Origin of the sequence: Mesorhizobium sp. M0802 (assembly GCF_040320115.1) — a bacterium.
Classification (GTDB): Bacteria; Pseudomonadota; Alphaproteobacteria; order Rhizobiales; family Rhizobiaceae; genus Mesorhizobium.
Map to the genome: position 1 here is coordinate 1 of NZ_JAMYOY010000011.1, position 22721 is coordinate 22721.

At 64.0% G+C, this 22721-nt stretch carries 22 protein-coding genes; 9 read left to right on the top strand and 13 right to left on the bottom strand.

Annotation, left to right across the window (positions count from 1 at the left end):
- Positions 1–441, top strand: a 441-nt coding sequence (locus NKI10_RS16545; RefSeq protein ID WP_502897544.1) for a transposase, incomplete at its 5' end; no start/stop codon positions are given.
- Positions 442–640: 199 nt separating this feature from the next.
- Here the strand turns inward: NKI10_RS16545 and NKI10_RS16550 are convergent.
- Positions 641–1147 (bottom strand): OsmC family protein, encoded by a 507-nt coding sequence (locus NKI10_RS16550; RefSeq protein WP_352860973.1) that lies wholly within the window; start codon positions 1145–1147, stop codon positions 641–643.
- 288 nt (positions 1148–1435) lie between these two features.
- On the opposite strand from NKI10_RS16550, the gene NKI10_RS16555 reads away from it, so the two are divergent.
- From NKI10_RS16555 to NKI10_RS16565, 3 genes are all read left to right on the top strand, one after another.
- Positions 1436–2941: a S10 family peptidase gene (locus NKI10_RS16555; protein WP_023805671.1), complete on the top strand. Its 1506-nt coding sequence runs from the start codon at positions 1436–1438 to the stop codon at positions 2939–2941.
- Positions 2942–3090: 149 nt separating this feature from the next.
- The gene (locus NKI10_RS16560; RefSeq protein WP_023831146.1) at positions 3091–3978 is read left to right on the top strand and encodes a DMT family transporter; all 888 of its coding nucleotides are present in this window, start codon (positions 3091–3093) and stop codon (positions 3976–3978) included.
- A 51-nt stretch (positions 3979–4029) separates the two neighbouring features.
- Positions 4030–4938 carry a DMT family transporter gene (locus tag NKI10_RS16565; protein ID WP_023689124.1) on the top strand — a complete coding sequence of 303 codons (909 nt, stop codon included), beginning with the start codon at positions 4030–4032 and terminating at the stop codon, positions 4936–4938.
- A gap of 134 nt (positions 4939–5072) precedes the next feature.
- Here the strand turns inward: NKI10_RS16565 and NKI10_RS16570 are convergent, their stop codons facing one another.
- The gene (locus NKI10_RS16570) at positions 5073–5936 is read right to left on the bottom strand and encodes a LysR substrate-binding domain-containing protein (RefSeq protein ID WP_023831147.1); all 864 of its coding nucleotides are present in this window, start codon (positions 5934–5936) and stop codon (positions 5073–5075) included.
- A 112-nt stretch (positions 5937–6048) separates the two neighbouring features.
- Here NKI10_RS16570 and NKI10_RS16575 point away from each other — a divergent pair, with 112 nt between their 5' ends.
- Together NKI10_RS16575 and NKI10_RS16580 are read left to right on the top strand one after the other, a co-directional pair.
- Positions 6049–6456, top strand: coding sequence for a tautomerase family protein (locus NKI10_RS16575; RefSeq protein ID WP_023831148.1), 408 nt, complete (start codon positions 6049–6051; stop codon positions 6454–6456).
- Positions 6457–6623: 167 nt separating this feature from the next.
- Complete coding sequence (locus NKI10_RS16580) at positions 6624–8846, top strand: AMP-binding protein (protein ID WP_352860977.1); 2223 nt, start codon at positions 6624–6626, stop codon at positions 8844–8846.
- A 159-nt stretch (positions 8847–9005) separates the two neighbouring features.
- Here NKI10_RS16580 and pssA read toward each other — a convergent pair whose 3' ends face one another.
- Together pssA and NKI10_RS16590 are read right to left on the bottom strand one after the other, a co-directional pair.
- Positions 9006–9821, bottom strand: a complete 816-nt coding sequence (gene pssA, locus NKI10_RS16585) for a CDP-diacylglycerol--serine O-phosphatidyltransferase (protein ID WP_352860979.1) — start codon at positions 9819–9821, stop codon at positions 9006–9008.
- A 3-nt stretch (positions 9822–9824) separates the two neighbouring features.
- Positions 9825–10685 (bottom strand): phosphatidylserine decarboxylase, encoded by an 861-nt coding sequence (locus tag NKI10_RS16590; protein ID WP_352860981.1) that lies wholly within the window; start codon positions 10683–10685, stop codon positions 9825–9827.
- A gap of 92 nt (positions 10686–10777) precedes the next feature.
- Between NKI10_RS16590 and NKI10_RS16595 the strand changes: the two genes are divergently transcribed.
- Positions 10778–11470, top strand: coding sequence for a lysozyme inhibitor LprI family protein (locus tag NKI10_RS16595; protein ID WP_352860983.1), 693 nt, complete (start codon positions 10778–10780; stop codon positions 11468–11470).
- 11 nt (positions 11471–11481) lie between these two features.
- Here the strand turns inward: NKI10_RS16595 and NKI10_RS16600 are convergent, their stop codons facing one another.
- Together NKI10_RS16600 and NKI10_RS16605 are read right to left on the bottom strand one after the other, a co-directional pair.
- Positions 11482–12237, bottom strand: coding sequence for a hypothetical protein (locus NKI10_RS16600; protein ID WP_352860985.1), 756 nt, complete (start codon positions 12235–12237; stop codon positions 11482–11484).
- Positions 12191–12715 (bottom strand): DMP19 family protein, encoded by a 525-nt coding sequence (locus NKI10_RS16605; RefSeq protein WP_352860987.1) that lies wholly within the window; start codon positions 12713–12715, stop codon positions 12191–12193. Before NKI10_RS16605 ends, NKI10_RS16600 begins: the two co-directional genes overlap by 47 nt.
- Before the next feature lie 227 nt (positions 12716–12942).
- Here NKI10_RS16605 and NKI10_RS16610 point away from each other — a divergent pair, with 227 nt between their 5' ends.
- The gene (locus NKI10_RS16610) at positions 12943–13833 is read left to right on the top strand and encodes an SMP-30/gluconolactonase/LRE family protein (protein ID WP_352860989.1); all 891 of its coding nucleotides are present in this window, start codon (positions 12943–12945) and stop codon (positions 13831–13833) included.
- On the opposite strand, the gene NKI10_RS16615 is transcribed toward NKI10_RS16610, so the two are convergent.
- The 4 genes from NKI10_RS16615 to NKI10_RS16630 form a co-directional block, all read right to left on the bottom strand.
- On the bottom strand, positions 13812–14147 hold the full coding sequence (locus tag NKI10_RS16615) for an antibiotic biosynthesis monooxygenase (protein ID WP_023685667.1): 336 nt from the start codon (positions 14145–14147) through the stop codon (positions 13812–13814). The genes NKI10_RS16610 and NKI10_RS16615 overlap by 22 nt on opposite strands.
- A 285-nt stretch (positions 14148–14432) precedes the next feature.
- Positions 14433–16313 (bottom strand): ABCB family ABC transporter ATP-binding protein/permease, encoded by a 1881-nt coding sequence (locus NKI10_RS16620; RefSeq protein WP_352860991.1) that lies wholly within the window; start codon positions 16311–16313, stop codon positions 14433–14435.
- A 24-nt stretch (positions 16314–16337) separates the two neighbouring features.
- A complete protein-coding gene (locus NKI10_RS16625) occupies positions 16338–16673 on the bottom strand; it encodes an ArsR/SmtB family transcription factor (protein ID WP_023693986.1) in 336 nt (111 codons plus the stop codon).
- A gap of 230 nt (positions 16674–16903) precedes the next feature.
- Positions 16904–18532: a LysM peptidoglycan-binding domain-containing protein gene (locus NKI10_RS16630; protein WP_352860993.1), complete on the bottom strand. Its 1629-nt coding sequence runs from the start codon at positions 18530–18532 to the stop codon at positions 16904–16906.
- 125 nt (positions 18533–18657) lie between these two features.
- Between NKI10_RS16630 and NKI10_RS16635 the strand changes: the two genes are divergently transcribed.
- Positions 18658–19269, top strand: coding sequence for an LOG family protein (locus NKI10_RS16635; RefSeq protein WP_023673582.1), 612 nt, complete (start codon positions 18658–18660; stop codon positions 19267–19269).
- 31 nt (positions 19270–19300) lie between these two features.
- Here the strand turns inward: NKI10_RS16635 and NKI10_RS16640 are convergent, their stop codons facing one another.
- The 3 genes from NKI10_RS16640 to cimA form a co-directional block, all read right to left on the bottom strand.
- Entirely contained in the window at positions 19301–19987 is a 687-nt protein-coding gene (locus NKI10_RS16640; RefSeq protein ID WP_352860995.1) for a glutathione S-transferase family protein, read from the bottom strand.
- 11 nt (positions 19988–19998) lie between these two features.
- Positions 19999–20928 (bottom strand): EamA family transporter RarD, encoded by a 930-nt coding sequence (gene rarD, locus NKI10_RS16645; RefSeq protein ID WP_023742610.1) that lies wholly within the window; start codon positions 20926–20928, stop codon positions 19999–20001.
- A 139-nt stretch (positions 20929–21067) separates the two neighbouring features.
- Positions 21068–22684 carry a citramalate synthase gene (gene cimA, locus NKI10_RS16650; protein WP_023742611.1) on the bottom strand — a complete coding sequence of 539 codons (1617 nt, stop codon included), beginning with the start codon at positions 22682–22684 and terminating at the stop codon, positions 21068–21070.
- Positions 22685–22721: the final 37 nt, after the last annotated feature.

The following is a 22721-nucleotide window of genomic DNA, read 5'->3' on the forward strand; positions in this document are numbered from 1 at the left end:
CTCATCGGCTTCCTGGAGAGCTGCCGGGAGGAAGTCTGCGAAACGCCTGCCCGGCTGGCACTCAAGAAGGGCGAGCCTGTGAAGATGCGCCTGATCGCCTTGCGCAAATCCGAGGCCGCGGCACAAGAAGCGCGGCGCAAAATCAACAAGGAAGCCAGGGCCAAGGGCAACAAGGTTCAACCGCAGACGCTGATTGCGGCCGGCTTCGTCCTGCTTGTGACCTCGCTTGACCGGGAGGAGTTTCCCGCCGATACGGTCCTCAAGCTCTACCGCATGCGCTGGCGCATCGAACTCGCCTTCAAGCGCCTGAAGAGCCTGATCGGGCTGCGCTCTCCTCCCGCCAAAGACCCAAGGATCGCAAAGCCTTGGATCCTTGCACACTTCCTCATCGCGCTTGTGACCGAACCCCTCTCGCAGGAGTTGGGTGTCTCTCCCCCTTGAGCGACGGGCGCCCGCTGCTGTGGCGCGCCACCCGCCAGATCGTCGCCTCTCTGATCGCGACCATCTTTACTCAACCTTCCTTGGCGGCCCTGCGCCAAAATCTCCATGCCTTGCGATATCGCTGGCGCGAACCACCACGAAAGCGCAAGTTTCAGTCCATGCCAAAGCTATCTTAGCGCCTATGCCCTAAGGGGGGAGATCAGGCGCGCGCCTTCACCGTCAGCTCCGGCTTGCTGTTGATGGTCTGGAAGACCACGCAATAGCGTTCCGTCAGCTTGATCAGCGCGTCGATGCGATCCTGCGGCTCATCCGTGTCGAGGTTGAAATTCAGCCGGATGGCGCGAAAGCCCACGGGGGCGTCCTTGGCCACGCCCAGCGTGCCGCGAAAATCGAGATCGCCTTCGGCCTCGACGGTCGCCGCGCCGAGTTTGAACTCTAGTGCGGTGGCCACCGCCTTCAGCGTCACCCCGGCGCACGCCACCAGCGCCTCCAAAAGCATATCGCCCGAACACAATTCGAGCCCGGAACCGCCGGTCGCCGGAAGCAGGCCGGCGACCGCCAGCGCCCTCCCCGTCTCGACCTTGCAGGCAATCGACTGGTCGTCGATGGAGCCTTTGGCGCGAAGCGTGATCAGCGCTCGAGAGGAATCGTCGCGATAAGCCTCCTTGATCGGTGCCTGCATGGCCTTGAGTGCGGTGGCGTCCATGTTGCATTCCTTTTCGAGTCCGTCGCGCTTTGATAGCACTGATATGCTGGCGAGACAGCGCCCCCCTCTGCCTGCCGGCCACCTCCCCACAGGGGGAGATCTGCAGCTTCGCCGATGGCGCTTTCTACGCCGGCGATTAGCGAAGGCGGTCGCGACATCCAATCTCCATCCCTGTGGGGGATGTCCGGCAGGACAGAGGGGGCGTGAAGGAACGCTAGCTCGCGAAGAGTTACTTTGACTTCGACCGCCCCAGCCATACCTAAGCAGAGTCATTCCCGCGGAGACATCATGCCGTTCAAGCTGAAACTGATCTCGCTTACCCTGTTGGTGCTTGCAGCCTTCGCGCAGCCAGTCCTCGCCGAAACGCCCGAGCGCCCCGCCCCTGCCGGCGGCGTGCTGTCGCTGCTGCCGGCACCGCAGACGACCAGCCATTCAATCACCATTGCCGGGCGCAAGCTGGACTATCAGGCTAAGGCCGGCACGCTGTCGCTGCTATCCGGCAAGGGCGAGGTCACCGCGGAAATCTTCTATGTCGCCTATACGCTGCCGCCACTGGCGGGCGCGGAGAAGGCTCGCCCCATCACCTTCGTCTTCAATGGCGGCCCGGGCGCGGCATCCGCCTATCTGCATCTCGGCGCACTCGGCCCGCGTGTCGTCGCGACCGGCGCCGATGGCCAATTCCTGCCGCCGCCGCAAAAGCTGATCGACAATCCCGACAGTTGGCTCGACATGACCGACCTCGTCTTCGTCGATCCGGTCGGCACCGGCTACAGCCGCGAGGCCCCCGGCCAGGACACGAAAGATTTTTGGGGCGTCAGCCAGGACGCCAGTTCGATCGGCGCTTTCATCCGGCTCTATCTCGCCCAGAACGGCCGCACCGGATCGCCGCTCTTCCTCGCCGGCGAAAGCTATGGCGGGTTCCGCGCGGCACTTCTCGCCAGGACCCTGCAGGAAGATGTCGGCCTGAGCCCCAACGGCATCGTACTGATCTCGCCTGCACTGGAGTTCACGCTGGTGCTGCCCGACGAATTCCAGCCACTGCATTGGGCGCTGGAACTGCCCTCGCTGGCGGCGGTGCGCCTGCGCAGCGAAGGCTTCAGCGGCGAAGCACTGCGCGAAAAGCTCGCCGAGGTCGAAAAGTATGCGCTGGGCGACTACCTCACGGCTCTGACCGGCGGGCTGGAACAGGGCGGGCGGCTGGCCAGCCAGCGCGTGGCCGAGATCACCGGCCTGCCGCTCGACCTCGTGCAGCGCAATTTCGCCCGCATCCCGACCGGCCTGTTCGCGCGCGAATTCCAGCGCGCCAGTGGCAAAGTGCTCAGCCCGTATGACGGCACCATCGCCACCAGCGACATCGCCCCGGAGAGCGCCCGCAGCGCCGGCCCGGATCCGGTGCTCGACCGCAGCGTGCCGGCGCTGACCTCGGCCTTTGTCGGTTATGCGCGCGACGAGCTGAATTTTCGCACCGATGTCAGCTACAGGTTGCTCAATGGCGATGTGACCCACGCCTGGGACTATGGCGGCTCGCGGCAAGGCTATGCCGGGGTGATGGACGATCTGCAGCGGGCGCGCTCGCTCAACCCGGGGCTCGGCGTGGTGATCGTCAACGGCGACACCGATCTGGTCACTCCCTATCTGGCCTCACGCTATCTGGTGAGCCAAATCCCGACGCTGGGCGGGGCAAAACCCATCCGTCTCGACGTCGTCGAAGGCGGCCACATGATGTATCTCAGGCCGGGCGGCCGGCGCGCCCTGAAGGAGGCCGCTTCGGAGCTCTACCAGGCAACACAGTGAACGGCGTGCCCACGCTGTCGGCCAGGCTGCGCCAACGCAAGCTTGCCACTGGCGTAGCGCCCCGCAGGCTTTCGCCCGTATAGCCTGCAATGGGAGCCTGATTGGGGCAGGCTTCTTCTTCGTCCTCTTGACAGCGCCGGACACGCCGCATGGCCGATATTGCCATTCTGGAAACCCGCGAAAGGGTGCTTGCCGGCATCCTGTTCACCGGCTGCGCCTATTTCCTGTTTTCGACCCAGGACGCAGCGATCAAGCTTCTGGTCGTCGGCATCAGCGTCTGGCAGATCATGTTCTTCCGCTCGATCGCTGTGCTTATCGGCTGTGCTGCAATCGGCGGACCGCGCGTCTTTGCCGACACAATGCGCTCGCCCATCGTGCGGCCGATGCTGGTGCGCAGCGCCTTCACGCTCGGCGCCTGGCTCTGCTACTACAACGCGGCCCGCTCCCTGCAGCTGGCCGAACTCACCACCATCTATTACGCCGCCCCGATCATCGTCACCGTGCTGTCGGTGGTGATGCTTGGCGAAAAGGTGCCGCTGTTGCGCTGGCTGGCGGTGTTCATCGGCTTCGTCGGCGTCTTCATCGCCTGTGATCCCACTCGTCTCGGCTTGTCCGTGCCGATGCTCTTGGTACTGGCTGCGGCAGTGCTGTGGGGCATTGCCGTGGTGCTGTTGCGCAAGACGGCGCTGGCCGAGCGCACGCTGATCCAGCTTGTGCTCAACAATTTCTACTTCCTGGTGTTTTCCACGGTGCCGGCGCTGTTGGTCTGGCAGATGCCGGACTGGCGCCAGTTGCTGCTTTTGATCAGCGTCGGCGCGCTCGGCGGCGTGGCGCAATTTATGCTGTTCGAAGGCATGAAGCGGGCGCCGGTGTCGATCGTGGCGCCGTTCGAATACACCTCATTGGTCTGGGCCTTCGGGCTCGGCTTTGCGATCTGGGGCGACGTGCCGCGTCGCGAGGTGTTTCTGGGGGCGGCGTTGATCGTCGGCGCCGGCCTGCTGATCATCGGCAACGAGCATTTCCGCAAGCGGCTATGAGTACCCCGTGCTGACAGCATGGTGGCAGGAGAAGACGGATAGGCTGCTGAGATGACGGAAGCGCTCGACGGCCCAGGCACCACAGATACCGCTGCCGAGCGTACGCTCGGCATCATGCTGGTGGCGGCCTCGGCGGCTTTCTTCGCCCTCACCGGCGTGCTGACCAAATCGATCCACGCCGACCCGCTGACCATCACTTGCTGGCGCGGCTTTGTCGGCGCGATCCTGATCACCTTCTATGTGCTGTGGCGCCGGCGCCGCTCCGGCGGGCGGGAAAGCTTGCGGCTTGGCTGGCGCGGCTGGTTGCTGGCCCTCGAGGGCGCCGCGGCCAGCATCGCCTTCATCTCGGCGTTCAAATTCACCTATGTCGCCAATGTCGCGGTCATCTACGCCACCGCGCCCTTCATCACCGCGCTGCTCGCCTTCGTGCTGGTGCGCGAGCCGTTCCGGGCGCAGACGCTTGCCGCCGCCGCCGTTTCGCTGTGCGGCGTGGCGATGATGGTCGGCTCCGGCTTCGGCAGCGGTCATCTGTTTGGCGATGGGCTCGCGCTGCTGATGACCGCCGGCAGCGCGCTCTACATGATCATGGTGCGCGCCTTCCGCGACACGCCGGTGGTGTGGGCGGGCGCAGTCTCGGCGCTTCTGCTGTTCGTGCTCGGCTGGTTCGTCACCGACCCCCTGGCGATTTCTGCTCGCGACGCCGTGCTGCTCGTCGCCTTCGGAGGATCGTTTGCGGCGGCGTCGATCCTGTGGACGGAAGGCTCGCGGCTGATCCCTGCGCCCGAGTCCGGCCTTCTCGGTGCCGCCGAAGTGCCGTTTGCGATCCTGTTCGCCTTCCTGTTCCTCGGCGAGATCGCGCCGGCCGCCAGCCTGATCGGCGGCGCCATAGTACTGTGCGCGGTTTTCGCCCATGCGGGGCGCGACTGGCTGGCCGCGAGAAAAAGCGCGGCAACCCAATAATTATTTTCCAAGTCATGGAACCATCATGCGGATCAGGCAGTTTTATGTGCGACGGGTCACCCCCCAAGTCCCCCCAAACCCCTCGACCCGTCCTCCTCAAAGCCGACCGTAAAGGTCGGCTTTTTCTTTGGACATCAGACGGCAAAGCCGGGCAAGGCGAGGTTGTCGCTGAGCAGGATGGCAAGATCGCGCGCCGGCCGCTCGGCGCCCTGGCCGAGTTTTATCGCGAATTGCGCTGTCGGCACCGGCGGCAGGGCGAATTCGCGCGGTGCTTCGGCAATGCCTGAATGGGCAAAGCGGGCGGTGCGCAAGGTCAGCGCGATGCCGGCATTGACCGCCGTGCGCAAGCCGGCAAGGCTGGCGCTGCCGGCGGCAATGCGGTAGCGGCGGCCGGCAGCATCGAGGGCCGCGAGTGCTGCTTCGCGAAAGCCGCAATAGGGGTCGAGCAGCGCCAGCGGCAATTCCTCTTCCCGCACGGCAAGCCCTTTTTGCGAGCACAGCCACAGCATCGGCTCACTGAACAGCCCGACTTCGTCATTGGCCGGCGTCTTGCGCATGACAACGGCCAGATCGAGCTGCCCGGCCTGCAGCGCCTCGCCAAGCTCGGCCGAACGGCCAACGCGGAGTTCGACCCTGACGCGCGGATGGCTGGTCGCGAAGGCGCGCAGCAGCTCCGGCAGGCCGCTATCGGCGAAATCCTGTGTCGTGCCGATGGCGACGCGACCAGCGGCACGCGCGCCCTTGAGCGCCAGCCAGGCCTCGCTGTGCACGGCAAGAATGCGGCGGGCATGACCGACAAGATCCTCGCCGGCCGGCGTCAGCCCGCGCCCGCGCCCCTGCGCCACCAGCAGCGGTTCGCCGACGATCTCCTCCAGACGCTGCATCTGCGCGGTCACCGCCGAGGGCGAGCGGCCGACAACAGACGCAGCCTGAGCCAGCGAGCCGCCATCGACAAAGGCAAGGAAGGTCTTGAGCAGATCGGGATCGAGAGCTTGCATACTTCGATAATACAGAACCTTTTGTTCGAAACAATTCGATTTTTTTGATTTAAAGACGGTGGCACTGTCTCTCCAACGGCAAACAGACGCCGCTCAAACGAAGGAGAGAAAAATGCCCATCATCAACATCAGCGTCACCGGCAAACCCGACGCCAAGCTGTCCGCCACAATCGCCAAGGAAATCACCGGCCTGACCGCAACCCATCTGCGCAAGGACCCGACGATCACCGCCGTCGCCGTCACCTATGTCGACCCGCAGCATTGGTTCGCCGGCGGCAAATCGCTGGCGGAGCATGGCGCCAACACCTTCTGGCTCGACATCAAGGTGGTCGACGGCACCAACACCAAGCTGGAACTGGAGGCTTATCTGAAGGCGATCTTTGAGGCCTTTGGTAAGTTGCTGGGTGGTGTGCACGAGGAAAGCTATGCCTTCGTGCACGAGGTTCCGGCCGCAGCTTATGGCTATGGCGGCAAGAGCCAGGAGTTCCGGTTCATCAGCGGGCGGATCAAGGCGGCTTGAGCCAACGTGAAAGCGCAGCGCCGCCCCTCATCCGCCCTTCGGGGCACCTTCTCCCCGTGAACGGGGAGAAGGAAGAGGCTCTACATTGACCTTGCCCCCCATTGCGCTACCCTCTGCTCTCCAAGCGGACGAAGAGCCGCATACCGGACCGTTGGGAGAGACGCGGCATGATCCTGACACTGGCGCTGCTTGCAGGCCTCGTGCTGGCCTGGCTGCTGATTGGCGCGATCGAGACGTTTCGTCTCGACCTGCGCTTTACCCAGGCGCTGCTCTATGTGCCGTTCAAGCTCGCCTACCGGATCGAGGACCGGCGCATCCGCATTGCCCGCAACGCGCCGACGCCGGTGATCTATGTGGTCTCGCACCAGTCACGCTTCGAGCCGGCGCTGATGCTGTCGCTGCTGCCCGACGACACGCTGCACATTCTCGACGAGGCCTCGGCGCGCTCGCCCTGGATGGAGCCTTGGCGCGAGCTTGGCCGCACCATCGCCTTCAACGCCGAGCATCTCTTCGTCAGCCGGCGGCTGGTCAGGGTGCTGAAGGGTAAAGGCCGGCTTGCCGTCTATCTGCCCGATGACGTCGAGCCCGATGTGAAGACGTTTCGCCTGTTCCGCGCCGTCACCCGCATCGCCATGCAGGCCGACGCCCGCATCGTGCCGATCTTCGTCACCGGCGCGCGCGACCTGCCGGTTTCCTTGACGCCAAAGAACCGGGCGCCGCGCCACTGGTTCCCAAAACTCTCGATCAGCGTGCTGGAGCCAATGACGATTGCCGAACTGGTGGCGCGCAACCCCGACCAGGCTTCCAACACCAATGCGTTGTTCGACCGCATCGCCGAGGCGCGGCTTTATGGCAGCAACCTCGATCGCGGCCTGTTCCTGGCCATGCGCGATGCCGCGGATCGCACCGGCGCCTCGCACCCGATCATCGAGGATGTGATCAGCGGCTCGCTCAGCTATCGAAAAATGTTCATCGGCGCGCGCGTGCTCGGCCGCCGTTTCGAGGCGGTGGCGGCGCCCGGCGAAGCGGTCGGGGTTTTGCTGCCCAACGCCAATGGCGTGGTGCTTTCCTTCGTCGGCCTGCTCTCGGCCGGCCGGGTGGCGGCGATGATCAACTACACGGCAGGGCCGGCCAGCGTAACCGCCGCGGTGCGCACGGCAGTCATCCGAACGGTGGTTTCCTCGCGCGCGTTCGTCGAGAAGGCGGCGCTTGCCGACATCATCGCCGCGGTCGAGGCCGGCGGCGCCAAGATGCTGTGGCTGGAGGATGTGCGCGCAAGCGTCACCACACTGGAAAGGCTCGCAGCAGCGGTGCTCTGGCGGTTCCCGCTGCAGCGGCAGGATGCGGCCAAGCCCGCCGCAATCCTGTTCACCTCAGGCTCGGAAGGCACGCCCAAGGCCGTGGTGCTGTCGCACCGCAATCTCCACGCCAACGCCATGCAGGCCGAGGCGCGCATTACCATTTCGCCGTCCGACATCCTGCTCAACGTGCTGCCGGTTTTTCACTCTTTCGGCCTGACCGGCGGCACCATCCTGCCGCTGGTGACCGGGGTGAAACTGTTCCTCTACCCGTCACCGCTGCACTACAAGATCATCCCGGAGATCGCTCGCAAGGTGAAGCCGACCATCATGTTCGGCACCGACACGTTCCTTGCCAACTATGCCCGCACCGCGAAGGATGGCGATTTCTCCAGCCTGCGCTTCGTCGTCGCCGGCGCGGAAGCGGTGAAGCCGGAGACGCGGCGCGTTTATCGCGAGCGCTTCGATGCCTCGATCATCGAGGGGTTCGGGCTGACCGAGGCCGCCCCAGTCGTTGCCGTCAACACCGCCATCCATGGCCGCGACGGTACGGTCGGACGGCTGTTGCCGGCGATGCGCATGAAGCTCGAACCGGTCGAGGGTATCGAGGGTGCCGGCCGCCTGTGGCTCGACGGGCCGAATTTGATGATGGGCTACATGACCGCTGACCGGCCCGGCGAATTGCAGCCGCTGGACGGCTGGCACGACACCGGCGACATCGTCTCGGTAGACCGCGAAGGCTTCATCACCATTCGCGGCCGGGCAAAACGCTTCGCCAAGATCGCTGGCGAGATGGTGTCGTTGGGCGCCGTCGAGATGCTGGTGCAGTCGCTGTGGCCGGAAGAGCGCCACGCCGCGGTGGCGGTGCCGGACAAGAGGCGCGGCGAGCGCATCGTGCTGGTCACCACCGCCGACGACGCCGATCCGGAAGAACTGCGCGCCTTTGGCAAGAAGGCAGGTGCGGCCGAACTGATGGTGCCCAACGACATCGTCAAGGTCGAGGAGATCCCGGTGCTGGGTTCCGGCAAGACGGATTATGTCTCGACGCGGAACCTGGCGATCGAGAAGCTGGGGTTGGGCCTGGCGGCTTAGCGTATCTCCCTCCTCGAGGGGGAGATGGCCGGCAGGCCAGAGGGGGTCGCCTCGCGTGAAGCGCCGACGTCCTCTTCGCTCAAACGAGGTCGCGTCCGGGGCGTACCGACCCCTCTGTCGCCTTCGGCGACATCTCCCCCTCAAGGGGGGAGATAACAACTACCCAATATCCGACGGCGGCACTTTTTCGCCCTCGCGCTTGGCGCGCTTCGAATACGCCCGCACGCTGAAAGGCAGGAAGATGAGATAGCCTGCGACAGAGGCGGTCAGCGTGTACCAGGGATAGGTCATCAACAGCAGGACGTAGAGAACGACCGCCAGGATGATCGGCAGCACCTTGTCGCCCGGCACTTTCAGGCTTTTGCCGGAATAGACCGGCAGCCGGCTGACCAGCAGGAAAGCGACCAGCACAGTGAAGCCGGTGGCGACGAATGCCGTCAGGCGGTCCGGCTCGAGACCGAGCCGGAGGAAGGACAGATAGAGCGGCAGCATAACCAGCACGGCGCCGGCCGGCGCCGGCACGCCAACGAAGTATTCGCTCTGCCAGATCGGCCGGTCATGGTCTTCGTCGAGCACGTTGAAGCGCGCCAGCCGCAGGCCACAGGCGATGGTGAACAGAAGGGCTGCGATCCAGCCGAAGGAGCCGGCGCGGTCGAGCAGGAAGGCGTAGAGCACCAGTGCCGGCGCGACGCCGAAATTGACGATGTCGGCCAGCGAATCCATCTGCGCGCCGAATTTGGATGTCGCCTTCAACATGCGCGCCAGGCGCCCGTCTATGCCGTCCAGGAAGGCGGCGAGCAGCACCATCACCACGGCCGGCTCGAAACGGCCCTCGAAGCCGAAGCGGATGCCGGACAGGCCGGCGCAGATGGCAAGCACGGTGACCAGATTAGGCAGCACCATGCGCATCGGAATTTCGCGGATGCGCGGGCCGCCACTGCCATGGGCCTCGAACTTTTTGAACTGCGCGCCCACCGCTTACGAAATCCTGACGAGCGGGGTTGCGGCGACGCCGCCGAATTCGGCGAGCACGGTTTCACCTCCGACCGCCGTCTGGCCGACGGCGACGCGCGGCACCGCGGTCGAAGGCAGGAAGACATCGACGCGCGAGCCGAAGCGGATCAAGCCGAAGCGTTCGCCGATGGCGATCGAACCGCCGGTCTCGGCCCAGCAGACGATGCGGCGTGCCACCAGGCCGGCGATCTGCACGGCGACAACGATGCCGTTGGGACTGTCGATGACCAGCCCGTTGCGCTCGTTCTCCGAGCTTGCCTTGTCGAGTTCGGCATTCAGGAACTTGCCCGGCCGATGCTCGATTTTGGTGATGCGGCCGCGCACGGGAGCACGGTTCACATGGCAGGAGAAGACATTCATGAACACCGAGATGCGGGTCATTTCGGTGTTGCCGAGGCCGAGCTCGCGCGGTGGCACGGCCGGGCCGACCGCCGAGATGACGCCGTCGGCGGGACTGACCACCAGCCTGTCATCGACCGGGGTGACACGCTCGGGGTCACGGAAGAAATAGACGCACCAGGCGGTCAGGATCAGGCCGATCCAGAACAGCACCGAGGAGAAATAGCCGAGGAACAGCGTGCCCGCACCAAAGGCGGCAATGAACGGATAGCCCTCGCGATGGATCGGAACGAAGGCATTCTTGATCGAGTCGACGAGGCTCATTGGCTGGAGCTCATGGGCTGGGGGCGGTCCCTGTTTCAGGTCCGGCCTCAATACCGGAAAGGCTCCGCGGCCGCAACGCAACATTGGGCAAGGCCGCATCGGCCGCAGCCGGCAGGAACGGTCACGTGCTTGCCTGCCGGCGGCTTTGCCGCCAGAGTTCATACCGCCGCTGGCTCAGTGCGCGGCGAAAAGGCCGACCGCCCATGATGCCAAACACAGGCAAAGCGTACCTTGTTGCCATACGATTGGCAGCCATGGGTGCCGTTTTGACCGTATTCCTGGCAGCGAGCGACCACGCAGCGGCGCAAGGCAAGCCATCCTTCGATTGCGCCAAGGCCGCCAGCGTGGCGGAAAAGGCCATTTGCGCCGATCCGACCCTGGCGCAGGCCGATGCCGACGTCGCGAAGAATTATACCGCGCTGCTGAAGAGGCTCGATGCTCATGCCGGCAAGGCGCTGCGGGACGACCAAAGCGATTTCATCGCGTATCGCGACCAGATCGCCGGCTTCAACGAAAGTTCGCCCAAGAACCAACAGACTTTCGATCTCGGCGAATTCCTGCGCGACCGCGCAACCTTCCTGTCCGGCATACGCAAGCCCCCCGATGCAGGTTTGATCGGCACATGGAGCAGCGTGCGCGGCAGCGTCGACATCAAGGCTGTTGGCGGAGGCAAGGTCGAAATCTCGGAAGATGTCGTTTCCAATCCAGTCTCGGGAAGTGGGTCATGCGAGATCGACGGCACGGTCGAGGAGCGCAACACTCTGCGGCTGGTCGACCGTGCCGTCGACAACGACAACCCAACCGGTTTTGTCTTTACCTTCCGACGCGACGGCGATGCGCTTGTCGTCGAGCAGAGCGGCGCCGGCAAGGATGGCAGATCGGAGCCCTTGTCATGCGGTGCCAACGGCCATGCCGATGGCACGTTCTTCCTGACGGAGAAAAAGTAGGCTTGCTGTCGCTAACCCGCCGCAGCGGAGCGATCAAAGTGGGCATTGAGCTCGGCCATAGCGGCCTCAGCGAGGCTTTCATCATCCTTGCCGCGCAAGAGGACACCGCCGTTCCGCAACGATTGGAAAAGGAAGACTTGGCCTGATGCCAGCACCACCCAATTCACGATTGCTCCTTCCTCCTTCTGCACCACCGAATTCGCAGAAACGATGGCATCCGTCGGGTCGAAGCCTGCCTTGCGGAGCAGGAGGTCGACGGCGGCGGGAGCATGGTATTGTTCCGCCAGCTCAATGACCGCTGTGATCTCGGGCTCTTCAGCAATGCCAAGCTTGGCGCCAACTTTCGGGGCGTTAGCCGCTAGCGGGCTCTCGCCTGGCGGTATGACAAGCAACTCTTCTGGAGCGATGTACTCGTAGACCGTGACGTGTGTCTCCGTCGCACTGCATAGTCGGGTCTTCTTCGCGCTGGTCTGAAGTTGAAAAACCAGCTGTTTCTCTCCTTCTATGTTCAGCATCCTTGCCATGCCGAACGCGATTTTGATCTCGGGCGGCGCGATCTTGGCGCAGGCAAGGCCGGCCCCGACATCGCGCCAGCTCAAGATCATCTGGCCTGCCAAGTTGCCAACGGACTTATGAAGAAGCCTGCCTTCGCGCTTCGGATTGGCCATCACCAGCCGGTGTATGACGTCGTCGTAATCGTCACTATCGACAACTTGCAGATCAGGCCATGACGCGATCCAGCGCGCCAAACGCAACGTAGAACGCATGATCAAGTGTATCGAGAAAATCATCCCGCCCGCCCTCGAAGCCCGTCTGCTGGGCGGCTTCGTTGGGATGGTCTGCAATCCAGCTGGACATCTTTTCCAAAGTCGCAAGCTGGCCCTTTGCGCCACAAGCAGTGAGTCCAGCTCGTGCGTTGGCAATCATGGCGCCGATTTCCTGCCCGGCATTGTGGATGAATTGACTATGGCCGCCGTTCTTTACCTCCGAAGAGTACGAGTCGGCATGAAGGACCTGCATCGCCTTGGTGTCGATTTCGGGATAACGATAGAGTCCTTTGGAAACCATCGCTGTGACGAATTGCATGACAGCGAAGACGAGAAAAAACGGCTCTTCATCAGGATCCTCGACGTTCGAACGCAGTACGACGACTGGCAACGGCAGGCCGAATTCCAACTGCTTTCCAGGATCTGATGCCGACTTCTCGGGCGTTTTCTTGGATTTGCGGGAAAAGAAACCGAACATCGAAAATACTCTCTTGGTCGCAAAACTTGCGCGAACGGGTTATTTCCGACGCGACAATATCAGCTGCCCTCAAGGATTAAAGGCACTCTGATCCAGAGGCATCCGCACGATGGTTTGCCGAAATTGTCGACGGTCATGTCGGGGCGCCATAGATTCACACGTCCTTGGCAGGAAAGCGCTTCGCGACAATGCCGAATTGCGGCGAGTCGACAAACCAAGGGTCAGAGATGCCATCCTCGAAATCAGTCGCCCTGAACGCCAAGGTCATTACAGAAGGCCTCGCTTTCGGAGAGTCTCCCCGCTGGCACGACGGACGCCTGTGGCTCTGCAACTGGGGAACCGGAGAGATCGTCGCGGTGGATGAGGACGGCGGGAACCAGGTGATGCTCACCGTGCCGGCCATCCTGCCCTATTCGATCGACTGGTTGCCGGATGGCCGATTGCTGATCGTCTCGGGTCGGGATGGCTTGTTGCTGCGGCAGGAGGCGGACGGGACGCTGGCCACCCATGCCGATCTTCGGTCGCTGTCAAACAGCCCGTGGAACGAGATCGTCGTCGACGGGCGCGGCAACATCTATGTCAATGGCGGCGGGTCGGCGCCTGCACCGGGCGAGCATTTCGGGCCCGGCACCATCGTGCTGATCACGCCGGACGGCTCGGTTCGACAAGTGGCCGAGAACATCGCTTTCGCCAACGGCATGGCGGTGACGCCGGACAACAGGACACTGATCGTGGCGGAGTCGCATGCCAACCGGCTGACCGCCTTCGATATCGCGGAGGATGGCGGGCTTTCCAACCGCCGGGTCTGGGCCGATCTCGATGGCTTTCCCGACGGCATCTGCCTCGATGCCGAAGGGGCTGCCTGGTACGCGGATGTTCCCAACAAGCGCTGCGTGCGGGTGCGCGAAGGTGGCGAGGTGTTGCAGACAGTCGATGCCGATCGCGGCTGCTTTGCCTGCATGCTGGGCGGGCCGGATGGCACGACACTGTTCATCGTCGCCGCCGAATGGCGTGGTTTCGAGAACATGATCAGCGATGCCCGCACCGGCCAGGTGCTGAGCGTCGAGGCGCCAGCACCTGGCACGGGCTGGCCCTCCTACATCTCAGGCAGACGCTGATAGTTGGCGATATCGGCCTTCACACCCAGCCGGGCAATGGTCTCCTGCGGGTTGAAGCCCGCCCGCTCGTGGGCCGCCTTGACGATCGGCACGACATTGTCGACGGCCGCCTGGTTTTCCCATTCGACAATGGTGACCAGGTTGAACTCACCCGGACCCGAAAATTGCTCGAGCACGAAATCCTGGACGAAGCCTTGCTGCAGGCGCAGCAGTTCATGCGTTGCCCTGACCTTGCGAAGGATTTCTTCACGGGCCTCGGCAGGAACGACGAATTTGTCGACCCTGAACACGGCTGCCTCGGCAAGTTTATCCATTTGAATCTGTCTCCGTTCTTGAACGACTTGGGTTCGGTGGCTCAGGAACGGGTTTGCGATCTCAACTTAGGTTGAGGTCAAGGGGAAATTTTCGGTGGTGATGATGGCGACGACGCTGCATATCTCCCCCCTTGAGGGGGAGATGGCCGGCAGGCCAGAGGGGGTCGGTTCGACTGGATGCGCCCCCCTTGCGACCGATGAAGGTTAGCGCTCCACGCGCGGCGACCCCCTCTGTCGCCTTCGGCGACATCTCCCCCTCAAGGGGGGAGATCGGCGCTCCGCCGCCTAGCTCACCTCCGAAGTCCTTCTGCGCACAACCACACCCAGCTCATCGCTCTCCCTAGCAATGCGCAGCCTCTCCTCGGCTTCCGTCGATTCGCGCTGGCGGTCCCACATCGAGGCGTAGAGGCCGTGTTGGCGCATCAGCTCGGCATGGGTGCCGCGTTCGGCGATCTCGCCGTCCTTGAGTACGATGATCTCGTCGGCCGTGATCACCGTCGATAGGCGATGGGCAATGACGATGGTGGTGCGGCCCTTGCTGACCAGGTCGAGGGCGGCCTGGATCTCCTGTTCGGTGTGGCTGTCCAGCGCCGAGGTCGCCTCGTCGAGCATCAGGATCGGCGGCGCCTTCAAAATCGTGCGGGCAATCGCCACGCGCTGCTTTTCGCCGCCCGACAGTTTTAGCCCGCGCTCGCCGACCATCGAGCGGTAGCCTTCGGGCAGTCGTTCGATGAACGGGCCGATCTGGGCAAGCTCGGCGGCTTTCTGCATGTCTTCCTCGCTGGCGCCGATGCGGCCGTAACGGATGTTGTAGGCGATGGTGTCGTTGAACAGCACGGTGTCCTGCGGCACCATGCCGATGGCGCCGCGCAGGCTCGCCTGCGTCACATCACGGACATCCTGGCCGTCGATCAGCACCTGACCGCCCTGGACGTCGTAGAAGCGGAACAAGAGCCGCGAAATCGTCGACTTGCCGGCGCCGGACGGGCCCACGATGGCCACCGTCTTGCCGGCCGGAACTTCGAAGGAGACGCCCTTCAGAATCTTGCGGCTGGGGTCGTAGGCGAAGTGCACGTCGCGGAACTCGACCTTGCCGGCTGTAACAGTGAGCGGCTTGGCATCCGGCTTGTCGGTGATTTCCTGCGGCACATCGAGCAGGTCGAACATCTGCTCGATGTCGGTCAGCCCCTGGCGGATTTCGCGGTAGATGAAGCCGATGAAATTGAGCGGCACCGAAAGCTGCATCAGCATGGCGTTGATGAAGACGAAATCGCCGACCGTCTGCGTGCCGGCCTGCACCTCCAGCGCCGACATGCACATGACGATGACGGTGCCGAGACCGAAGATGATGCCCTGGCCGAAATTCAGCCAGCCGAGCGAGGTCCATATCCTGGTCGCCGCCATTTCATAGCGCGCCATCGAACGGTCGAAGCGCTCAGCCTCCATACCCTCGTTGTTGAAGTATTTGACGGTCTCGTAGTTGAGCAGCGAGTCGATCGCCTTGGTGTTGGCGTCGGTGTCGCTGTCGTTCATGTCGCGGCGGATCGAGATGCGCCAGTCGCTGGCGCGCACCGTGAACCAGACGTAGAGCCACACCGTGGCCGCCACCACGACCACATATTTCCAGCCATAAGTGTAGGCGAAGATGCCGGTGGTCAGCGCGAATTCGAGGATGGTCGGCGCCGTGTTCAGCATGATGAAGCGCACGATCGTCTCGATGCCCTTGGTGCCGCGCTCGATGATGCGCGACAGGCCGCCGGTGCGGCGCTCGAGGTGAAAGCGCAGCGACAACTGGTGCATGTGAACGAAGGTGCGGAACGCAAGCTGGCGCACCGCATACTGGCCAACACGGGCAAACAGCGCATCGCGCAGCTGGTTGAAGCCGAGTTGCACCAGCCGCACGACATTGTAGGCGACGACCAGCATCACCGGCGCCAGCAGGAAGGACGGCAGCGGCGGCGGCGATTTGGCGTCACCGGCCAGAGAATCGGTCGCCCATTTGAAGAAGTACGGCCCGGCAACCAGTGTCAGCTTGGCAACGACCAGAAGCAGCGTTGCCCAGGTGACGCGTGCCCTGAGATCGGCGCGGTCGGCCGGCCACATATAGGGCCACAGATTGCGCAAGGTGCTGAAGGTCGAGCTATCGGAAACGGTTTTTTCTGCCACTTGTCTTGCCTTTGGGGTGAGAAATCAGCGGCCGGAGCAGCAGGAATTGACGAGTGCGGTCAGCGATGCGGAAACGTCGGCGAGCGCGGCGCGGTCGAGTTGATAGCGCGAGCGCTGGCGGTCGGGCTCGAAGCGGACCAGCCCGGCTTCGACCAGGATCTTCAGATGCTGGGACACGGTGGACTGCGCCAGATCGAGATGATCGACCACCTCGCGGCAGCAGCAGGAATTGCTGGCCGAGAGATGTCTAAGGATCTCGATGCGCGCCGGGTGCGAGAGTGCGGCGAAGCTCGCGGCAACGGCGCGGCTTTGGGGCGGTGCGCAGTTTGCGTGGTCTGGTTCAGTGAGCGAGTCTGCCATCGTTCATCGGCGATAGACGATGAACGGGTGCGTGGCAAGCTAACCCGATGGGTAGAGCGACCTAATCTCCCCCCTCGAGGGGGAGATGTCGCCGAAGGCGACAGAGGGGGTCGGTACGTCCTGATGCAACGTCGTTTGCAGCAAAGAGAAGGTCGGCGTTCTATGCGCGGCGACCCCCTCTGGCCTGCCGGCCATCTCCCCCTCAAGGGAGGAGATCAAGCGCTCGGCCGCTACTGCGTCTTCACCGGCGCCGTTGTCACCTGCTCGCCCATCGCCTTGAGGTCGGCGGCTTCGCCTTCCTTGGACTTTTCCGGAACCTTGAACACCTGCCCCGGCCAGATGCGGTCGGGATCGCTGATCTGGTCCTGGTTGGCGAGATAAATGGTCGAGAAGCGCACACCGTGACCGTAGACGCGCCGTGAGATCCGCCACAGCGTGTCGTGCCTGCGGATGATGACCGCGCCGTCTGCATGTTCGAGCTTTGGCGCCACCGTCTCGGGCACGTCGGGCGTTGCCGCCGCGACGACGGCTGGAGCCTCAGCGGCGGGCGCTGCCGGTGCGGCTGGTGCGGATGCGGCAGCAGCCGGTGCGGGCTTCGCAGGGGCAGCCGCGATAGTGGCTGGCGCCGCAGGCTTCGGAGCGGCCGGTGCTTCGGCAGCAGCCGGTGCGGCCGGCTCAGCAGGCTTTGCTTCGGCGGGCTTGGTCTCGGTGGGCTTGGCCTCCGCGGGCGCCACGGCGGCGATCGCTTCGCCGGGTTCGCGCTCGAACGGCACGGCGGCGCGGGCCACGACCTTCACGCCGTCGGCGTCGAGACCGTCGACATGGATGGTGTAGCTGCCGACCGGGATGTCGCGCGTCGCCTCGACCAGGAAATGACCGTCGGGCGAGGTCACCGCATCGCCAAGCAGGATATCATTGGCATAGGCGCGCACCTTGCGGCCGGCGTCAGCCAGACCGGCGACGAAGATCTTGTTGCCGTCGATCTCGACCGCCTCGACGACGATCTTGGGTGCAGCCACGCCTGCCGCCGGCGGCGCTGCAGGTACTGCTGGCGCTGCAGGGGCAGTTGCGGCTTCCACAGCCGGAGCAGCAGGTGCTGTTTCAGCGGCCACGGCAGGCGCAGCCGTAGCAGGCGCCTCAGCGGCTGGGGCAGCGGCCTGATCGCCGGCGGCCGGTGCCGCGGGCTTGGTCTCAGGCGCCGGGACGCTAAGCAGCTCGGCCGGCTTGCCGGGTTCCTCGACCATCGCCAGCACCTGGCCGGCGGCGTCCTTGGGAACCGAAACGACGGCGGTCTGCACGGAAGGGGTAACCACATCGCCGGCCGTCGCGCGCAACCCAATCGTATAGTCGCCGGGCTTCAGCGGATCGTCGAGAACGATGACGAAGGCGCCGTCCGGACCGGCGACAGTCGAGCCAAGCACCGAGGAGCCGTTGAGGATCTCGACCTTCGAATTGGGCGCAGCATTGCCGGCAACGACGATCGAGCCGTTGCTTTCGACGCGCACGACGTCGAAGCTCGGCGCAACCGGGCCGGCCGCGGCCGGCGCTGGGGTTGTTGGGGCAGCAGCGGGCGCGGCAGGTGCCGCCGGAGCCGCAGCTTCGGTCGCGGGAGCCGTTGCGTCGGCAGGCGCGGGTGCTGCGGGAGCCTTGGCATCGGTGGGCGCGGCGGGCGCCGGCGGCAGCCTTCCCTCGGTCCCCGGATCGGCCGGCTTTTCAGCCGGCGGCGTCAGCGCTGCAATCGCCGCAGGCGGCGTGGGATTCAGATACGGGTCGAGTGCGCCCGATACATAGGCGGTTCCGACGACCGCGACGGTCCCACCGGCCGCGAACAGAAACGCCTTCAATGGATTAACAGCCATATTTCCCCTACCCCTTAGCCACCTGAAGCCGGTCTAGCGTGTTTTGCCGGCACCGACAAGAAAAAGCCCGGGCTTGTCAGCCCTTGGGGCTTGACCCCGCATTCAGACCCAATCACCAATCACGAATGAACACGATTCGATCCGTCTGCGTCTATTGCGGCTCGTCTCCGGGCCGCGATGAAATCTATGCCAAGGCCGGGCACCTGCTTGGCCGCTCGCTCGCCAAAGCCGGCCTGCGGCTGGTCTATGGCGGCGGCACCAAAGGCATTATGGGCGCAGTCGCCGAAGGCGCGCTCAAGGCCGGCGGCAAGGTAACGGGCATCATTCCGCGCTTCCTCATCAACAAGGAGGCGACCGAAACCGCGCTTGACCGGCTCGACGAGTTGCTGATCACCGACAACATGCACGAGCGCAAGCACAAGATGTTCGAGAAATCCGACGCCTTTGTGGCGCTGCCCGGCGGCATCGGCACGGTCGAGGAAATCGTCGAGATCATGACCTGGGGCCAGCTCGGCCATCACCGCAAGCCGATCGTCTTCGCCAACGTTCAAGGATTCTGGGATCCGATGCTGGCGCTGCTCGACCATATGGCCAGCGAAGGCTTCATCCACACCGCGCAACGGGTCAAGCCGCTGGTGGTCGAAGACCCCGAGGCCATCGTCGCCGCCATCATGGTGGCGGGGTCGTCGGTCGATGCGCCGACGGAAGGCGTGCAGTCGGTGATTGATAAGATGTGATAGTGAATAGTGAGAGAGGCCCCGCTGCCCATCACGCCGTAGCGCGAAGATCCTCGACGATGGTGCCGGAGGCAGCGACCTCCGCCTCATGGTCCGGCTCCCGCCAGGTCTCGGCGAGACCCGCGGCATACCATTCCTGCATGGCCGGCAGGCCAAGCAATTGCGCGGGATAGGCTGCAGCTGCCCCTTCGAAAGACAATCCATAGGACTGGACGCGGAACGCCACCGGGGCGAAGAAGGCATCGACGGCGGTGAAGTGGCCGCCGGCAAGGAACGGCCCGCCGAACCGGGCAAGGCCATCGTCCCAGAGATCGCCCAAACGGAACAGATCCTGCTTCAGCGCGTCCGACATCGGCAACGGTTTTACCCGCAAGCCGCAATTCATCGGGCATGCGCCGCGCAAGGCCGTGAAACCAGAATGCATTTCGGCGGCGGCCGAGCGCGCCCAGGCTCGCGCCTTGGCCTCGGCAGGCCACACACCGTGGTGGCGCTCGGCGAGATACTCGGCAATAGCCAGCGAATCCCAGACAGCCCAGCCGTCATCCACCAGGCAAGGCACGCGCCCGCTGGGCGAGAACGCCCGGTAGAGATCGAAACTGGGCCCGGTCGGAAACGGCGTCAATTGCTCCTCGAACGGAATGTCGAGGGTGCGCATCAGCACCCATGGCCGCAGCGACCATGACGAATAGTTCTTGTTGGCGAAATGCAGCACGTACATCGAAAGGCTCCCTACTTCGGGGCCAACGCCACCGGGCGGATTTCACGGCCACGAAACATCGACCAGGAATACATCGCCAATGCCGCCCAGATCAGCGCGAAGGCAATTGCTTGCGTGGTGCCGAACGGCTCGTCGAAAATCAGCACGGCGATCAGGAACACCATGGTCGGTGCGATGTACTGCATGATGCCGATGGTGGAGAGGCGCAGAAGCTTGGCGCCGAAGGCGAACAGAAGCAGCGGCACCGAGGTGACTGGGCCGCAGCCGATGAGCAAAGCCATATCGGTGCCGTTGCTGGAGATGAAATGGTCCTGGCCGTTGACGACCAGGAAGACGATGTAGGCAAGCGCCGGCACCGAGAGCAAAAGCACTTCGAGCAGAAAGCCCTGGCTCGGGCCGATCGGCAGCGTCTTGCGGAAGAAGCCGTAGGCGGCGAAGGAAAAGGCCAGCGCCAGCGACACCCAGGGCAATTTGCCGGCGTCAACGGTGAGCACGGCAACGGCGATCGCCGCCAGTGCCACGGCCGCGATCTGCAGCCGGTCGAGCTTCTCGCCGAGAAGAGCCGCGCCGACGACGATGCTGACCAGTGGGTTGATGTAATAGCCGAGCGCCGTCTCGACGGTGCGGTCAACCGAGATCGCCCAGACATAGATGGCCCAATTGACGGAGATCAGGGTCGCCGTCAACGCCGCCATGGCGATGCTGCGTGGTGAGCGGATTGCCGCCTTGAAATCGGCTGTGCGGCCGGCCCAGACCAGCACTGCAGCAGCAATCGGCACCGACCAGACGATGCGGTGGGCGATCACCTCGATCAGCGGCAGATGCGCAACCGCCTTCATGTAGAAGGGCAACAGGCCCCATAGCAGATAAGCGCCGAGCGCGAGGAGAAAGCCGCTGCGGGCTTTGGAGTCGGCGTCGGGCTGGATCGTGTCGCTGGCCATGGCAACCGCTATGGCCCAGTGGGCCATCCAAAACCATCGCAAAATTGTGATGGATCAATGGACTTCCGCTGATGGCTCAAGGGGCGGCGCCAGTTCCTCGCCCCACTTCGGGGGGCGAGGAAACCCACGTCTTGCAACCCTACTCCGCCGCCACCAATCCCGCCATGTCGCGGTTCTTCATCAGCTTGTAGACGATCGAATCCATCAGCGCCTGGAAGGAGGCGTCGATTATGTTTTCCGACACGCCGACCGTCCACCAGCGTGCGCCGGTGCCGTCATGCGATTCGATCAGGACGCGAGTGATCGCCTCGGTGCCGCCATTGAGGATACGCACCTTGAAATCGGCGAGCTCCATGTCGGCGATCTCGCTCTGGAATTTGCCGAGGTCCTTGCGCAACGCGATGTCGAGCGCGTTGACCGGGCCGTGGCCTTCGGCCACCGACATCTTCTCCTCGCCCTCGACCATCACCTTGACGATGGCTTCGGAGACCGTCTTCAACTGGCCGTTGGCATCGAAGCGGCGCTCGACCATGCAGCGGAACGAAGTGACGTTGAAGAACTCCGGCAGGCCGTGCAGCATTTTGCGCGCCAACAGCTCGAAGGAGGCATCGGCGCCCTCATAGGCGTAGCCCTCGGCCTCGCGCTCCTTGACCACCGAGATCAGCGCATCGAGACGATGGTCGTCTCTGGGCACATCGATGCCGCGCCGCTTCAGCTCGGCGAGGAAATTGGCCTTGCCGCCTTGGTCCGAAACCATAACGCGGCGGCGGTTGCCTACCGCCTCGGGCGGCACATGTTCATAGGTCGCCGGCTCCTTGGCCAGTGCGGAGGCATGGATGCCGGCCTTGGTGGCGAAGGCCGAGGCGCCGACATAGGGCGCCTGCGCTTCCGGAGCGCGGTTCAGCAATTCGTCGAAGGCGCGGGAAAGCCGTGAAATACCGGTCAACGCTTCAACCGAGATGCCAGTTTCGAAGCGATTGGCGAAGGCCGGCTTCAGCGCCAGCGTCGGTACGATCGAGACCAGATTGGCGTTGCCGCAGCGCTCGCCGATGCCGTTCAGCGTGCCTTGGATCTGGCGCACGCCGGCCTCGACGGCGGCGAGCGAATTGGCCACCGCCTGGCCGGTGTCGTCATGGGCATGGATGCCGAGATGGCCGCCCGGAATGCCTGAAACAATGACCTTGTCGACGATGGCGCGCACTTCCGAGGGCTGCGTGCCACCATTGGTGTCGCACAACACCACCCAGCGCGCGCCGGCATCATAGGCGGTCCTGGCGCAGGCCAGCGCATAGTCGGGATTGGCCTTGAAGCCGTCGAAGAAATGCTCGCAATCGACCATCGCTTCCTTGCCGGCGGCAACAGCTGCTTCGACCGACGCGTTGATCGAGTCGAGGTTTTCCTCATTGGTGCAGCCGAGCGCGACGCGGACATGATAGTCCCAGCTCTTGGCGACGAAGCAGATGGCGTCGGACTTGGACTGCACGAGCGCTGCCAGGCCCGGGTCGTTGGACGCCGACACGCCTGCCCGCTTGGTCATGCCGAAGGCGACGAACTTTGCCTTCGCCGTTCGCTTCTGCTGGAAGAAGGCGGTGTCGGTCGGATTGGCGCCGGGATAGCCGCCTTCGACATAGTCCATGCCGAACTCATCGAGCAGCTTGGCAATCGCGATCTTGTCCTCGACGGAAAAGTCGATGCCCGGCGTCTGCTGGCCATCGCGGAGGGTTGTGTCGAAGAGATAGAGGCGTTGCTTTGTCATTGTTCTGTTGGCGCGCGAGCACCCCCCTCCGGCCTGC